This is a genomic window from Dactylosporangium sp. CA-092794, assembly GCF_050948465.1.
GTDB lineage: Bacteria > Actinomycetota > Actinomycetes > Mycobacteriales > Micromonosporaceae > Dactylosporangium.
Genome location: NZ_CP192044.1, coordinates 9,085,340 through 9,100,552, shown reverse-complemented (window position 1 = coordinate 9,100,552; position 15,213 = coordinate 9,085,340). Strand labels below are relative to the sequence as shown.

The 15,213-nt window shown below is 72.8% G+C and carries 12 protein-coding genes; 5 read left to right on the top strand and 7 right to left on the bottom strand.

Going from position 1 to position 15,213, the window contains the following annotated elements:
• Positions 1-81 precede the first annotated feature (81 nt).
• Positions 82-285: a hypothetical protein gene (locus ACQPXD_RS38955; RefSeq protein WP_432827101.1), complete on the top strand. Its 204-nt coding sequence runs from the start codon at positions 82-84 to the stop codon at positions 283-285.
• Between the two features lie 366 nt (positions 286-651).
• On the opposite strand, the gene ACQPXD_RS38950 is transcribed toward ACQPXD_RS38955, so the two are convergent.
• The 5 genes from ACQPXD_RS38950 to ACQPXD_RS38930 form a co-directional block, all read right to left on the bottom strand.
• Positions 652-1,068, bottom strand: a complete 417-nt coding sequence (locus ACQPXD_RS38950) for a hypothetical protein (protein WP_432827099.1) — start codon at positions 1,066-1,068, stop codon at positions 652-654.
• Between the two features lie 43 nt (positions 1,069-1,111).
• Positions 1,112-2,335 carry an adenylosuccinate synthetase gene (locus tag ACQPXD_RS38945; RefSeq protein ID WP_432827097.1) on the bottom strand — a complete coding sequence of 408 codons (1,224 nt, stop codon included), beginning with the start codon at positions 2,333-2,335 and terminating at the stop codon, positions 1,112-1,114.
• A gap of 15 nt (positions 2,336-2,350) precedes the next feature.
• Entirely contained in the window at positions 2,351-3,316 is a 966-nt protein-coding gene (locus tag ACQPXD_RS38940; RefSeq protein ID WP_432827095.1) for a hypothetical protein, read from the bottom strand.
• A 15-nt stretch (positions 3,317-3,331) separates the two neighbouring features.
• Positions 3,332-4,285 (bottom strand): serine/threonine protein kinase, encoded by a 954-nt coding sequence (locus ACQPXD_RS38935; RefSeq protein WP_432827093.1) that lies wholly within the window; start codon positions 4,283-4,285, stop codon positions 3,332-3,334.
• 205 nt (positions 4,286-4,490) lie between these two features.
• Complete coding sequence (locus ACQPXD_RS38930; RefSeq protein ID WP_432827091.1) at positions 4,491-5,243, bottom strand: NUDIX hydrolase; 753 nt, start codon at positions 5,241-5,243, stop codon at positions 4,491-4,493.
• A 532-nt stretch (positions 5,244-5,775) separates the two neighbouring features.
• Between ACQPXD_RS38930 and ACQPXD_RS38925 the strand changes: the two genes are divergently transcribed.
• Positions 5,776-8,142, top strand: a complete 2,367-nt coding sequence (locus tag ACQPXD_RS38925) for a BTAD domain-containing putative transcriptional regulator (RefSeq protein ID WP_432827089.1) — start codon at positions 5,776-5,778, stop codon at positions 8,140-8,142.
• A gap of 95 nt (positions 8,143-8,237) precedes the next feature.
• Here the strand turns inward: ACQPXD_RS38925 and ACQPXD_RS38920 are convergent, their stop codons facing one another.
• On the bottom strand, positions 8,238-8,579 hold the full coding sequence (locus ACQPXD_RS38920) for an MmcQ/YjbR family DNA-binding protein (RefSeq protein ID WP_432827087.1): 342 nt from the start codon (positions 8,577-8,579) through the stop codon (positions 8,238-8,240).
• Positions 8,580-8,882: 303 nt separating this feature from the next.
• Between ACQPXD_RS38920 and dnaE the strand changes: the two genes are divergently transcribed.
• A complete protein-coding gene (dnaE, locus tag ACQPXD_RS38915; RefSeq protein ID WP_432827085.1) occupies positions 8,883-12,419 on the top strand; it encodes a DNA polymerase III subunit alpha in 3,537 nt (1,178 codons plus the stop codon).
• Between the two features lie 36 nt (positions 12,420-12,455).
• Positions 12,456-13,826, top strand: coding sequence for a hypothetical protein (locus ACQPXD_RS38910; RefSeq protein ID WP_432827083.1), 1,371 nt, complete (start codon positions 12,456-12,458; stop codon positions 13,824-13,826).
• Here the strand turns inward: ACQPXD_RS38910 and ACQPXD_RS38905 are convergent.
• Positions 13,793-14,068: a CBU_0592 family membrane protein gene (locus ACQPXD_RS38905; protein WP_432827081.1), complete on the bottom strand. Its 276-nt coding sequence runs from the start codon at positions 14,066-14,068 to the stop codon at positions 13,793-13,795. The two genes, ACQPXD_RS38910 and ACQPXD_RS38905, sit on opposite strands and share 34 nt — an antisense overlap.
• 76 nt (positions 14,069-14,144) lie before the next feature.
• Between ACQPXD_RS38905 and ACQPXD_RS38900 the strand changes: the two genes are divergently transcribed.
• Positions 14,145-15,032, top strand: a complete 888-nt coding sequence (locus ACQPXD_RS38900) for a LysR family transcriptional regulator (protein ID WP_432827079.1) — start codon at positions 14,145-14,147, stop codon at positions 15,030-15,032.
• Positions 15,033-15,213 lie beyond the last annotated feature (181 nt).

Below are 15,213 nucleotides of genomic sequence, written 5' to 3'. Positions count from 1 at the left end.
CCCACCGGGACCGTGCGGCCGCTCGGACCCGCCGCCCGGCTCCGCTCTGCCGGCGCCGGGCGGGGGTCGCCGGTGGCCCTGATGACCGGCCGCGCGTCTCAGCGCGCTGGGCTGGCATCGCGTCCCGCCGTCGCGCGCCGCACGCCGCACGCCGCACGCCGCACGCCGCACGCCGCACGCCGCACGCCGCACGCCGCACGCCGCACGCCGCACGCCGCGCGCCGCGCGCCGCGCGGCACGTCGCAGCGACTGGAAGTCTCCGTGATCATGCGCAACTGGCACTGACACCAACGGTTTTTCATGATCACGGAGAGGTGATGTACACCCGTGTACCTGAAGTCTCCGGGATCATGGCAAACCCGGTGTGCGGCCGCCGCGTGCATCATGATCACGGAGAGATTCGTCCGCCCTGGGCCGCGTCGATCGGGTGATGCGCCCTGCGGGTGTGACATCCGCAACGTCCGCCTCGCCGCGCCGCCCAGAGTCGGCGCCGATGGCCGGTCGTGCCCCGCGGGCGGCTGTCGACGCCCAGCCCGCGCCGGTCGCCTGACATCAACCACCGCGCGCGGTCGCCCGACATCAATCGCCACGATCTATACACCTCGCCGGCGGACGTGACTCGGCGGGTTGGCGGCGTGGCCGGGTTGGGGGTTAGCCCAGGGGGAGGGTGTCGCCGCCGGGCAGGGTGAGGGTCAGGGTCGCGGTGGGGGTGGGGGCGGTGAAGGCGACGGTCTCCATGGCGCTCGAGCCTGGGCGCAGGTCGATCGTGGCCGCGCGGGTGTCCGGGCGGTGGGCCAGCGCCGCGCCGTCGGCGACGACGCCGATGCCGGCCGGGTCGACGTGCTCGGCGGACCGGCTCGTGTTGGTGAAGCGCAGGGTGACCTCGAGGCGGTCGCCCGCCAGGAGGTCCAGGCTCGTGACGATCACCGGCCGCGCGGGGGCGGCGGTCGTGGCCGGGCCGGCCTCGGCGAACGACGGGGCGAGGATGCCCAGGGCGGCGCCGGCGGTGAGGCCGGCCGCCGCGGCGAGGGTGACGGCGCGGAGCGCGTCGCGGGCCAGCTGTCCCATCGTCGGCTCCCTTCGCCGTCGGCCGGTGCTGCTACCGACAGCCTCACACGGCGGGCTGTGGTTGCGGTGTGGTACCGCTGACGTCGGATTTCAGGAGCCCGGCCGAGTGCTTGTCCTCCGATGTCGGGCCCCGGCTTTCCAGTACCACCTCGGTGCCGAGTTCGTCCTCCACGGTGCGCACCCAGTCGGTGACCCGGGCGTAGACCGGCTCGGCCGTGGCCAGCGCGCGGGTCATCGCCGCCTGGCGGGCCAGGTCGCCCGGCTCGCCCGCGCGCAGCGGGTTGTGCCGGTAGTCGCGGCTGATCCGGTCGACGGGCAGGTCGAGGTGGGTCAGGGCCAGGCCGTCGACGCCGCCGCAGACCGCCAAGGCGTAGCGGTGCAGGGCCGCGTCGAAGTGGCCGACGCGGAAGGCGCCCTGCCAGGGGTTGGCGGGGTTGTTGGGGTCGGTGATGCCGAGCGCCGGGTCCTCGGTCGGCAGGGGGCCGGCGCCGTGGCGGGTGGTCACGGTGCGCAGCACCCCGAGCCGGAAGGCCGGTGCGCCGCCCAGCAGCGCCTCGGCGTTGGCGAACGTGGTCGTGCTCCAGGTGGTGTACGGGTGGAAGCCGTGCCACTCGTCCAGGAGTACCCCCTGGGCACCCTCGAAGACGCACGGACCCTGGTCGGCCCGGAAGCCGTCGACCAGCGGGGCCGTGGCCGCGAAGCCCTCGTAGGCGGGCAGGCAGGCCTCGACCGGCGGGCCGTCGACGCCGAGCCGGTCGCGCAGCAGGGCGAGCTTGCGGCGCAGGACCGCCGGGTGTTCGCAGTCGCCGGCCCGCGGGGCGTCGGCCGGGTGGGCCAGCGCGTAGGCCATCGTCTCGCCGACGCCCATCCCGCACGAGCCGTGCCGGTCCGCGCCCCGGGCGAGCTCCTTCGCCCGGTTCGCGGCGCGGTGGTAGGGGGTGGAGATGAGCGCGGCGCGGTCGACGCTGAGCCGCCGCCAGGCGTCGGTCACGCCGAGGGCGGCCAGGTGGTCGGCCTCGGCCACCAGGGCCAGCGGGTCGACCACCATGAACCGCGACAGGTGAGTGCGCACACCCGGCCGCAGCGTGCCGGCGCCGAACTGGGCGAACGTGTGCTTGCGCCCGTCGGCGAGCACGACGGTGTGCGCCGCCTGGGCGCCGCCGTTGAACCGCACGACGGTGTGTACCTCACGGGTCGCGCACAGGTGGTCGACCACGGTGCCCTTACCGCAGTCGCCGAACCCGAGGTCGACGACGATGATGTGCATGCCGGTTCGCCGCGCCTAGAGCCGGTCGACGTCGACCGGGCCGGCCAGGTCGGCCGGGGTGGCGCCGGAGGCCAGCGGGGCGCGGCCGCCGCCGATGCGGGCCAGCGCCTTGCCCACCGTGCCGGCGGCGCCGGAGCCTACGTCGTCCAGGTCGGCGAGGCCCTCGTCGAGGTCGATGCTGTCCTCGCCGAGGCCGACGGTGAGCGCGATGGTCTCGCACACGGCGTCGAGGTCGTCCAGCGCGATGACATTCTGCCCGAGCAGGTCGCGCCAGAAGTCGAGGATCTCGGCGTTGCCGGCGTAGGAGCTGCCGGCCGGCAGGATGTAGTAGGTGTCCCAGGCTCGGCGCACCTCGTCGACGATGGCGCGCAGCGCGATCGGCTCGCCGAGCCGGTCGCCGATGACCGCCTGCACCTCGCGCGGCTTCACCCGCTGGTAGGCCTGCTCGTCGCCGATGATGAACAGGTAGCCGCGCCGGCCCCGCTTCTCGAAGCAGTCGATGCTGGTGTGGCGGGCCATGAAGTACATCGCCAGCTCGTAGGACTCGGTCATCTGGCCGCCACCGCCGCCCTCGAGCACGAAGCGGCTGAGGTCCTCGTCGAGCCGGTTGTCGGACTCGAACTGGCCGATCTGCAGCGGCGCGCGGTCGCACGTGGCGTCGCCGATGGCGCCGAAGAGGATCTGCGGGTCCGTGACGTACCCCTTGCGCAACAACAGGCCGAGCAACTGCGGCAGCTTCTGCTGCAGCACGCGCGGCACGGAGCCCATCGAGCCCGTCACGTCGAAGAGCACGGCGATCGCCACCGACTCCGGGTGCTCGTCGGAGTCGCGGCTCTCGCGGGCCGTGATGCCCTTCGGGTCGAGCGCCGTGTGCACCGTGCGGGCGCCCGAGTCGCTGTAGGCGAAGGCGCTGGTGCCGGTGGCGCGCCGGTAACGGTCGGCGGCGTCGTAGACGTCGGTGGACCAGGATCCACTGCCCATCTCGGAACTTCCTCTCTAGAGCGTGAAGGGACGGAACTTGCGGGGGCCGTACAGCCGGTGCAGCAGCTCGTCGAGCTCCTCGAGCAGACGCCAGGCGTCGTCGGGGCGCTGCCGGGGCGAGGCGAGCCGGCATCCGTCGGCGAAGCGACGCAGCGCCTTCGGTGCGTGCTCGCCCATCAGGTCGGTCATGAGGCCGGCCGCCATGGCCAGGTCGGTGTACGGGCCGGGGGTGCCGCGGTCGAGGACCTCGGCGGGGTAGTGGTCGCGGTAGCGGGGCACGATCGCGGGGATGCGCTCGCCCGGCGCCGACGCGCTGTAGCACCAGTCGACGAGCACCACGCCGTGCTCGTCGGGCTCGATGAGCACGTGATCGGGCAGGACCGCGCCGTGGATCACGCCCGCCCGGTGCGCCAGGCCCAGCGCGACCAGCAGCCGGCGCCACATCCACGCCGCGTCCCGCGGGTCGAGGCCGCCCTCGCGGCGCTGCATGACCTCGGCGAGGCTGTGCAGGTTGCTCGCCGAGGTCGCGACGACGTTGCCGCGCCGCGCCTTCCCCGATGCCCCGGACTTGTGGCGGAACGTCTCCACGAGCCGGGGCACGTAGGGCAGGTAGCGCGGGTCGCCGTGCTCCGCCAGGCGGTGCAGCGCGGCGGCCTCCCGCGCCATGAGGTCGTTGCACGCCGGGTCGCGCACGAGCTTGAGGTGGCCCTCCGGCACCCGGTAGAGGTTGGCGAGGTCGCCGCGATGGTCGAGGGTGGCCGTGGAGTACACACTCCGGGGCGTGCGAATCGTGCCGTGCTGCCGCCAGAGCTCCGACAGCCGCGCGAACGCCTTCGTGCCCCGGGGCCCCGCCGCGTCCGGGTGCACCAGTTTGGCGAGGATTCGGTACTGCCGGTGCGCGTCGCCGCCACCGAACAACTCTTCGGCCGTGGCACTGTGCACCAGCGCGATCGCCTCGTCGGTGTTCACCGCGCCGCCTCCTCTCGGCTCCGCATCAGCACGCTCACCGCCCGGCCTCCCCCTCTCCGCCGGGCGGGAGCGCGTCTCGCCGCACGGTCCCCGCGCGGCTCGGCGCGCGCGAGTTCCTCGCTCCGCCGCGGCCCGACCCGCCGCGGCCCGACCCGGCGTGACACGGTCGCCGCGACCGCCTCCGCGCGGCCGGCCGTGCCCGTGTTCATCGCACGGTCTCCTCACGGCTCGGCATGAGCAGGGCCGGGTGGAGCAGCTGCGCGTCGCCGGCGCGGTAGAGCTTGGCCCGCGGGCCGCCCCGCGCCCCGCCGCGCTCGGTCGTGGCGCCGGTGCTCTCCACGAACCCCGGCACCGACAGCACCTTGCGGTGGAAGTTGCCGGCGTGCAGCGGCTCGCCCCAGACCGTCTCGTAGACGGCGCGCAGCTCGGCGATCGTGAACTCCTCGCCGACGAACTTCGTGGCGAGCGGGGAGTACTCCAGCTTGGACCGGGCCCGCTCCAGCCCGTCGGCGAGGACGGTGGCGTGGTCGAAGGCGAGCGCCTTCGGCACGTCGTCCATCGGCAGCCAGGCCGCCTCCCGCGCGTCCGTGCCCGACACGGGGTCGGGCAGGTGCGGGGCGAAGGCGAGATACGCCACGGAGAACACCCGCATGCGCGGGTCCCGCTCCGGCGCGCCGTAGGTCCCGAGCTGCTCCAGGTGCAGGCGCCGGTTCGCGGTGGCCACCCCGGTCTCCTCGGCCAGCTCCCGCGCGGCCGCCGTCGGCAGGTCCTCCCACTCGCCGACGAACCCGCCGGGCAGCGCCCACATGTCCTTCATGGGCGGACAGGCCCGCCGCACGAGCAGCACGTGCAGCACACCGTCGCGGATGGTGAACGCGACGACGTCGACGGTGACGGCGACCGGCGGATATGCCCGCGGGTCGTAGCTGGCGAGGAAGTCGGCGTCCTCATTGGTCACGGCCGGAGTCCTTCTCAGAAAGAGTTTTTCTCGGTTCGAGTATTTCTCTGACTGAGAAGAACATAAGCCCGACCGCACGCATCGCGCAACGTCGTTTTCCTGTCAGCTCCCGCCGGTGTGCGCTGAGTTACAGCGGGGCGTGATCCGATATGTCGGGCGCTGGCGCGCCCGACATATCGGATATTTCGTATTTGCCGGTTGCTCGACCGCGGTTGCCGTGTCCGCGGAATGCTCGGCTGCCCGGGGTGGTGGAGTCCGCCGCGTGTGGGCTGCCCGTGGTGATCTGTCCGCGGAGCGGTGGCCGGCTGCGGTGGCCGGCGTCAGTGGGCCGGCGTCAGTGGAACGCGGACAGGATGGTGGCGACCAGCCCGGCGCCGATGGCGGTCACGAGCGCCGCGGCCAGCAGGATGCGCCAGGTAAACCGGACCACGGGCGTGACATGGGTCTTCATCCGCGCAGCCAAGCAGCCGCCCCTGATGTCCGGCTGTGGTCTACCTGAAGTGCACCGGGACCATGCCTCAGAAACGCCACGGTGGTGCCGATCGCGGCGGTCGTGGACGTTCGGGTGCTCGGCCGGATCGAGATCATCGACCCCACCGCCACGGCCGCGGACCGTGGCCCGGCCGCCCGCCGGGAGTCGGCTGACGGTGGGGAGTCGGTCGCTCCGCGGGAGTCGGCTGACGGTGGGGAGTCGGTGACTCGGCGGGAGTCGGCTGGCGGCGGGGAGTTGGTCGCGCGCCGGGAGGTGGCTGATCGTCGGGAGGCGGCCGGGCGCCGGGTGACCGGCGATGACCTGCCGCGCCGGGCTCGCCAGGTGCTCGGCGTGCTCGCCGCCCGCCACGATCGGGTCCAGTCCAAGGATGCCCTGGCCGACGCGGTCTGGGGCGAGGACCTGCCGGGCAATCACGCCGCGGCGCTTGAGCACTACGTGTCGGTGCTGCGCCGTACGCTGGAGCCCGGGGTGCCCACCGCCGGCTCGTTCATCGTCACCCGCGCCGGGGGCTATGTCTTCGCCACCGACCGCGCCCGGCTCGACCTGGCCGACCTGCGCGCCGCCGCCCGCGAGGCCGAGGCCGACCCGCGGCGTATCGACGTGCGGGAGTATATCGTCGAGCTGGCCCGCGACCTGCCGTTCGCCGAGGACGAGTATGCCGACTGGGCCGCACCGGCCCGCGCCGAGGTCAAGGCGGTGCTGGTCGCCGCCCGGCTCGACCTGGCCGAGCACGCCCTGCCCACCGACCCGCCCCGCGCCCAGCGCCACGCCCGCGAGGCGCTGTCCCTGGAACCGTACGCCGAGCGCGGCTACCGCCTGGCCATGCGCGCCGCCGCCGCGACCGGCCGCACCGACGAGGTCCTCCGCTGGTACGACCAGTGCCGCCGCGCCCTCGCCGACGACCTCGGCATCGCCCCGTCCCCGGATACGGCCGCCCTGCGCGACGCGCTGCTCGCCACGGCGGAGTCCGCGCGGCCCACCGTCGATCGCCGCCGCGCCGACCGCCGCTCCCACCTCGCCGTGGTGAAGACCCCGCCGCCCCCGGCTGGGGCGCTCGGCCTCGCCCGGCCGGGCGACGAGCCGGCCGTCGTCCCGCCGGGCCGTGGGGCGGATGTTGCGCCGCCGGGAGGTGGGCCGGGCGTCACGCCGGTGGCGGGAATCCCGCCGGGCGGAGTCTCGGCGCCGGCCGGGCCGGGCGGCTTGGCCGGCGTCCCGGCGGGCGAAACACCTGCCGCGGGTCAGCCGAGCGGCAGTTGGAGCGTCTTGCCCGCGGCGGGCGAGTCAGACGGTGAGCCGAGCGGTGGGTTGAGCGTCTTGCCCGCGGCGGGCGGGTCGAGTGGTGGGCTGGGTGGTGGGTTGAGCGTCTTGCCCGCGGCGGGCGGGTCGAGTGGTGGGCTGGGTGGTGGGTTGAGCGTCTTGCCCGCGGCGGGCGGGTCGAGTGGTGGGCTGGGTGGTGGGTTGAGCGTCTTGCCCGCGGCGGGCGGGTCGAGTGGTGGGCTGGGTGGCGGGTTGGCGGCGCCGGAGCGGGCGGCGTTCGCGGGGCGGGTCGGCGAGCTGGCGGCGCTGTCCGGCGGGCCGGACGTGATCCACGTGGTCGGGCCCGCGGGCGCGGGCAAGTCCGCGCTGCTGAACCGCCTGCGCGAGCTCAACCCGGACCGCGTGGGCGTGGGGCGCGGGCCCGGTCCGGGTGGTGCGCTGCGGCTCGGGTGGCTGCGGGGCGTTTTGCAGCAGTTGCGCGCGCCGGCCGATGGCACGCTCGATGCTGCCATGGCCGAGCGGCGCCACCTGCGGCCGGCCGAGTTGGACGCGATCGCCGGGGCGGTCCGGCGGCGCGGCGGGGACCGGGCGGTCGTCGCGATCGACGACGCCGAGCACCTGGACGCCTACTCGGTTGCCGAGCTGCGCTGGCTGCACGAACGTGGCCTGCGCGTGGTGGTCTCCTATCGTTACCCGTCCGCCGTCGCCGAACGGCCCCTCGCCGCGCTCGACGCCGACCTCGTCCTCCGCCTCGGCCCGCTCACCGGCGCCGACCTCGACCCGGGCGAGCTCGAGGCCAGCGGCGGCATCCCGGCCCTCGTCGCCGCCCACCGCGGCCTGGCTCCGGAGCTGGCGACCGAGGTCGCCATGCACCTGGCCCGCCAGCGCACCCGCTGGATGCCGCCGGCCGCCTGGGAGGTGCTCCGGCTAACGGCCGCCCTCGGGTCGCTGCGCGTGGAACAGCTGGCGGCCGCGGCCGGCCTGGAGATCGACGACGTGCTCTCCGCCGTCGACCAGCTCGTCCACGCCCACCTGCTGGTCGAGGGCCCCGGCGGTCACGTGCGCCACCGCAGCGCCCTCATCCGCACCGCCGTAGCCGCCCAGGTCTCCGTTGCCCGAAGCCATCACCTCCGCACGAAGCTCGCCTGAAGCCACCAGGTCCGCACGAAGCCACCACGTCCGCGGGAAGCTCGCCTGAAGCAGCACGCCCGCGGGAAGCATGATGCAATCGGGTCGGACTGGGGTCAGCCGAGTGGCAGGTCGGCCCGCGCCACGATCAATCTCGGTGCCGTCATCCGCCATGCCTCCGTGATCAGGTCCGACAATTCGTCCTCGTGCGCCTTGCGCAGCCGCACCTGCAGCCAGCCGATCCGGCCCGACGTGCGGGCCTTCTTGTAGGCCCGCGGGTCGTCCTCCACCAGCGCCGCCTGCTCCTCCCGGGTCGCCTTGACGAGCATCGTCCAGTCGTCCGCGCACAGGTAGGCGAACCCCTTGTCCCACACCCGGAAGCCGATGTGGTTGCCGTGCTGGCGCTGGTCGACCTCGGGCAGCGTGAGAACCATCCGGAGCGCCTCTTCGACGCTCACTCCGCGTACGGTCCGCAATCCCATGACTCTGGTGTAACAGGCGGGTACGACACTTTTCTCGGGATCCGATTTTCCCCATTTGCCAACTTTGTCGATCATTCCCGGCCGATTCGGCATTGCCGCAGGTGGGAGCGGCTCCGGCCAAGAACGTCGGTGGGCGCGCCCGCCGGGTTCCCCCCGGCCTCCCCCGAAAACCAAACGGGAGAGACGCCCCACACGCCAGTGAAGGTCGGTGCGTCTGGGCCGAAAGGTGACTAGTGTGATCCGCCGGAACCCGTCAGACCGAGCCCCAGGGGGTTGAGCATGGCCGACTCGTTCGTGCATCTCCACGTGCACACCGAGTACTCCATGCTTGACGGAGCGGCACGCCTGAAAGAGATGTTCGCCGAGGCGAAGCGGCTCGGGATGCCCGCCGTCGCGATCACCGACCACGGCAACATGCACGGGGCGTACGACTTCTACAAGCAGGCGAAAGCGGCCGGTGTCACGCCGATCCTGGGGGTCGAGGCGTATGTCGCGCCCGAGTCGCGGCTGACCAAGCAGCGCATCCGGTGGGGGCGGCCGGACCAGAAGGACGACGACGTGTCCGGCTCCGGCGGGTACACGCACAAGACGATCTGGGCGCGCAACAAGACCGGCCTGCACAACCTGTTCCGGCTCAACTCCCGAGCGTCGATCGAGGGCCACTTCGTGAAGTGGCCGCGGATGGACGCCGAGATCATCGCCGAGCACGCCGAAGGGCTGATGGCCACGACCGGGTGCCCGTCGGGCGAGGTGCAGACCCGGCTGCGGCTGGAGCAGTTCGACGAGGCGCTGCAGGCCGCCGCGCGGTACCAGGAGATCTTCGGCAAGGAGAACTACTTCCTGGAGGTCATGGACCACGGCCTGGACATCGAGCGGCGGGTCCGCGAGGGGCTCACCGAGATCTCCAAGCGGCTCAACATCCCGCCCGTGGTGACCAACGACTCGCACTACACGCACCAGAGCCAGGCCGAGGCCCACGACGTGCTGCTGTGCGTGCAGACCGCGGCCAACGTCAACGATCCCAACCGGTTCAAGTTCGGCGGGTCGGGCTACTACATCAAGTCGGCCGACGAGATGCGCGCCGTCGACTCCTCGGACCTGTGGCAGCGGGGCTGCCGCAACACGCTGCTGGTGGCCGAGAAGGTCGACATCGAGGGCATGTTCGAGTTCCACAACCTGATGCCGCGCTTCCCGGTGCCGGAGGGCGAGACCGAGGAGTCGTTCTTCCGTAAGGAGGTCGCCCGCGGCATGGCGTGGCGCTTCCCGGGCGGCGTCGACGAGGAGCACCGGCGCCAGGCGGAGTACGAGACCGACATCATCGTGTCGATGGGCTTCCCGGCGTACTTCCTCGTCGTCTCGGACTTCATCATGTGGGCCAAGAACCAGGGCATCGCCGTCGGGCCCGGGCGTGGCTCCGCCGCCGGTAGCCTGGTCGCCTACGCGATGGGCATCACCGACCTCGATCCGCTGCCGCACGGGCTGATCTTCGAGCGGTTCCTCAACCCCGACCGCGTCTCGATGCCCGACATCGACATCGACTTCGACGAGCGCCGGCGCGGTGACGTGATCCGCTACGTCACCGAGAAGTGGGGCGAGGACCGGGTCGCGCAGATCGCAACATTCGGTACCATCAAGGCAAAAGCGGCGATCAAGGACTCCGCGCGGGTCCTGGGCTATCCGTTCGCGGTCGGCGACAAGATCACCAAGGCCATGCCGCCGGCGGTGATGGGCAAGGACATCCCGCTGTCCGGCATTTTCGACCCCAACCACCCGCGCTACTCCGAGGCGGTCGAGTTCCGGGCGCTGTATGACAGCGATCCCGACGTCAAGAAGGTCGTCGAGACCGCCAAGGGGATCGAGGGGCTGATCCGCCAGACCGGTGTGCACGCGGCCGGTGTGATCATGTCCGCGGAGCCGCTCATCGACCACGTGCCGCTGATGCGGCGCGACGCCGACGGGGCGATCATCACGCAGTTCGACTACCCGACGTGTGAGACGCTCGGCCTGCTGAAGATGGACTTCCTCGGCCTGCGCAACCTGACGATCATCGACGACGCGGTGAAGAACATCAAGGCCCGGGGCATCGACCTCGACCTGCTGTCGCTGCAGCTGGACGACAAGGCCGCCTACGAGCTGCTGGCCCGCGGCGACACGCTCGGCGTGTTCCAGCTCGACGGCGGGCCGATGCGCTCGCTGCTGCGGCTGATGAAGCCGGACAACTTCGAGGACATCTCCGCGGTGCTGGCGCTCTACCGGCCCGGCCCGATGGGCGCGAACTCGCACACCAACTACGCGCTGCGCAAGAACGGCCAGCAGGAGATAACCCCGATTCACCCCGAGCTGGAGGAGCCGCTCAAGGAGATCCTCGGCCCGACCTACGGCCTGATCGTCTACCAGGAGCAGGTGCAGCGCGCCGCGCAGAAGCTGGCCGGCTACACGCTGGGCCAGGCCGACCTGCTGCGCCGGGCCATGGGCAAGAAGAAGAAAGAGGTCCTGGAGAAGGAGTTCGTGCCGTTCCGCGACGGCATGCGCGGCAACGGCTACAGCGACGAGGCGATCCAGAAGCTGTGGGACGTGCTCGTGCCGTTCGCCGACTACGCGTTCAACAAGGCGCACACGGCCGGCTACGGGCTGGTGTCGTACTGGACGGCGTACCTCAAGGCGAACTTCCCGGCCGAATACATGGCCGGCCTGCTGACCAGCGTCGGCGACGACAAGGACAAGATGGCCATGTATCTGGCCGAGTGCCGGCGCATGGGCATCGAGGTGCTGCCGCCCGACGTCAACGAGTCCAGCGGCCCGTTCACCCCGGTCGGCAAGGACATCCGCTTCGGCCTCGCCGCCGTGCGCAACGTCGGGCACAACGTCGTCGACGCGATCGTGCGGTGCCGGCAGACGGCGAACGGGCCGTACCGCGACTTCGACGACTTCCTGTCCAAGGTCGACGCCGTGGTCTGCAACAAGAAGACGATCGAGTCTCTGATCAAGGCGGGCGCGTTCGACTCGATGGGCCACCCGCGCCGTGGCCTGCTGGCCATCCACGCCGACGCGATCGACAACTACGCCGACATCAAGAAGAACGAGGCCATCGGGCAGTTCGACCTGTTCGGCGACGCGTTCGGCGCCGACGACAAGGCGTCGGCCGGCTCGGCGATGACGGTGGCGATCCCGCAGATCGAGTGGGACAAGCGCGAGTTGCTCACGTTCGAGCGGGAGATGCTCGGGTTGTACGTCTCCGATCACCCGCTGTTCGGCCTGGAGCCGGTGCTGCAGAAGGCCGCCGACACCGCGATCAGCAGCCTGTCCGAGGAGGGCGCGGTGCCCGACGGCGCCGTGGTCACGCTCGCCGGCATGCTCACCGGCGTCCAGCGGCGCATCACCAAGCAGGGCAAGCCGTGGGCGTCGGCGACGCTGGAGGACCTCGGCGGCGCGGTCGAGGCGCTGTTCTTCCCCAATACGTACGAGCTCGTCGGGCAGTACATCGCCGAGGACGCGATCGTCGTGGTGAAGGGCCGCGTCGACCGGCGCGACGAGACGCCCCGGCTGATGGCGATGGACCTGTCCATGCCGGACATCACCGTGACCGACGAGAACCGGCCGGTCGTGCTGTCCCTGCCGGCCACCCGCTGCACGCCGCCGCTGGTCGACCGGCTCAAGGAGATCCTGATCAACCACCCGGGCAAGGCCGAGGTGCACGTGAAGCTCAGCCACGGCTCGCGGGTCACCCTGCTGCGCCTGGGCCCCTATCACGTCAACCCGACCACCGCGCTGAAGGGCGACCTGAAGGCCCTGCTGGGTCCGAACAGCTTCTCGTGACCCGCGCCGCCGCCGATCACGAGGTAGTGTCGGCGGGTGCACACGCACGCCCTCGCCGACGACCTGCGCCCGCGTCGGTCGCTCTGGCTTTCGCGGCGTGCGCGGTGGTCGGCCGCCGCGGTCGCCGTGCTCGCCGTCGCGCTGCTGGTGTTTTCCGTGGTGTACCGGGTGAGCCAGCGCCCGTACGGATTTGACCGGCTCAGCCGGATCGGCGGGGTCGCGCTGCCCGCCGGCACCGAGGGCGCCCACGCCTACCTCGACGGCGGCCGCGCCTTCCTCGGCCGCCCGACCGGCGACGGCCACTACGATCTGCGCGCCGTCGACTCCGACAAGCCCGGCGCCGCCCCGCTGTGGGTCAACACCGCCCTCACCGCCGTCGACACCTTCCGCGCCGCCCGCGGCATGATCCTGATCACCGGCCTGCCCGACCCGGCCGGCCACCGCCGCCTGACGCTGCTCAACGCCAACAACGGCGCGCCGTTCGCGACCTTCGACATGGACCCCGGCGACCGATGGTCGCTCATCGGCAAATATCTGGTGCGGTACGCCGCGACCGACCACCGCCTGACCGTCACCGACGTCGGCACCGGCAAGCAGACGGCCGCGTTCGACCAGCCCGGCGGGGCCGGCAGCTGGTGGCAGGTCGACAACTGGAGCGGCCAGCAGGTGCCGACCTCGATCACCGGCCAGCCGATCGACGAGGCGCTGACCGTCGACCCGCACATCGTGCGCGCCACCGCCGATCGCGGTCTGGAGGTCGTCGGCCTGGCCGGCGGCCACCCGATCGGCTCCGGGACCGGCGTGGCCGGCCCCGGCGACCTGGTGTACCCGTACGAGAACCAGATCTTCGTCGTCACCCACGACGCCGGCTTCCAGGTGCGCGCCTACGACCGCACCCGCCTGGCCCGGCCGCAGTGGACGTGGGACTCGCCGGACCGGCAGGCCCGGGCGCTGTTCGTGGGCGCCTGCGGCGAGCGGCGGGTGTGCATCGGCGAGGAGCACCACCTGACCGATCTCGACGCCGACACCGGCGACGTCGTGTTCCGCGCCGCCGCCGAGCGCCCCTCGCAGGCGGTGCCGGTCGGCGACCGGATCATGGTCCGCACCGCGACCCAGGCGATCGGCGTCACCGAAAGCCTGCTCGACGCGTCCGGCCAGACCGTCGCCAGCTGGCCCGGCAAGCGCGCCGCCCGCCTCGACGAGGGCAGCTACCTGCTGCTGCCCGCCATCCCGCCGCCCGGCCCGTATCCGTGGGTCGGCGTCGCCGCCGGCCGGGGCGTTGCCCGCGAGCTCGGCAGCCTCGACGCCCGCCCGGACGCCTGCACGTGGAGCCACGAGTACCTCGCCTGCGCGACCCCGGCCGAGTTCGCCTTCTACCGCATCCGGGCGCCCTGGTACTCCCTCTGACGCGCCCGGCGGGCCAGCCGGAACATGGCCACGCCACCGATGCCGACCCACACCACGTTGACCACCACCGACGGCCAGGCGTTGCTGGCCGCCGAGTTCACCGCGAGCGTCACCGCCCCGGCGATGTTCATGACCTGGAACGGCAGCCCGTCGCCGGCCAGCCGCTTGGCCGAGACCAGCGCGTAGGCGACCAGCACGAGCGCCGCGCCCACCCAGCCCAGCAGCGCGGTGAAGATTCCCATGCGATCGATGCTGTCATGCAGTACCGCTAATGTGTGAACAAGAATCTCTACAGCTGGACTTCAGTAGGGCTGAACTGTGGACCTCGACCCGCGCCGCCTGGCGGTGCTCGCCGCCATCGCCCGCCGCGGCACGCTGGCCGGCGCCGCCGCCGCGCTGCACGTGACCCCGTCCGCGGTCTCCCAGCAGCTGGCGCAGCTCGAGCACAGTGTCGGCCGCCCGCTGGTCGACCGCTCCGGCCGCCGCGCCGTGCTCACCGCGGCCGGCCGCGTCCTGGCCGCCCGCGCCGAGGCGATCGCCCGCGAGCTCACGGCCGCCGAGGCCGAGCTGGCCGCGATGTCGGGCCGCGCCGCCGGCCTGGTCCGGGTGGCCGCCTTCCCGACCGTGATCCGCTACCTGCTGGTGCCGGCGATGGCCCGCCTCGCCGCCGACCACCCCGACGTGACCTGCTCGATCACCGAGCTGGAGGGCGCGCCCGCCCTGCGCGAGCTACGCCTGGGCGGCATCGACCTGACCATCACCGAGCGTGACGCGACGCTGGGCTCCGAGACCCGCCGTCAGGTGACGTTGGTACCGCTGGGTGAGGACCCGTACCGCGTCGTCGTCCCGGTCGGCTGGTCCCCGGTCACCTCCTACGCCGACCTCGCCGACCGCCCGTGGATCGCCGGCCCGCCGACCTCGACCACCGGCCAGGTCCTGGACCGGCTGGGCCGGGAGCGCGGCTTCACCCCGCGCCGCGTCCACGCCTGCATCGACTACCCGGCGGTGCTGGCCCTGGTCGCGGCCGGCCACGGCGCGACGATCGCCCCGGACCTCGCCCTGCGCGGCGCCGACCGCGCCGAGGTGTGCGTGACCACCCTGCCGGGCGCGGGCGCCCGCCGCCTGGACGCCTACGTGACCGCCGGCCGCGCCCACCTCCCAGCGGTCGAGGCCCTGCTCACCGCCCTGAAGGCCGTAACCCCCTAAGCCGCCCGCCGCCCCGCCCGCCCCGCCCCGCACCCATCCCACTCCGACTCGCGGCGCCCGGGCTCGGCCCCGCCCGGGCTCGGCCCGGCTTGGCCCGGCTTGGCCCGGCTTGGCCCGGCTTGGCCCGGCTTGGCCCGGCCTGGCCCGGCCTGGTCCCGGCAGTCGGCCGCCGGGTCGGCGG

Bases quoted from the DNA above. Each gene is read 5' to 3' on its own strand.
- ACQPXD_RS38955 (WP_432827101.1), top strand. From the start codon at position 82: ATGACCGGCCGCGCGTCTCAGCGCGCTGGGCTGGCATCGCGTCCCGCC.
- ACQPXD_RS38950 (WP_432827099.1), bottom strand. From the start codon at position 1,068: ATGGGACAGCTGGCCCGCGACGCGCTCCGCGCCGTCACCCTCGCCGCG.
- ACQPXD_RS38945 (WP_432827097.1), bottom strand. From the start codon at position 2,335: ATGCACATCATCGTCGTCGACCTCGGGTTCGGCGACTGCGGTAAGGGC.
- ACQPXD_RS38940 (WP_432827095.1), bottom strand. From the start codon at position 3,316: ATGGGCAGTGGATCCTGGTCCACCGACGTCTACGACGCCGCCGACCGT.
- dnaE (WP_432827085.1), top strand. From the start codon at position 8,883: ATGGCCGACTCGTTCGTGCATCTCCACGTGCACACCGAGTACTCCATG.
- ACQPXD_RS38905 (WP_432827081.1), bottom strand. From the start codon at position 14,068: ATGGGAATCTTCACCGCGCTGCTGGGCTGGGTGGGCGCGGCGCTCGTG.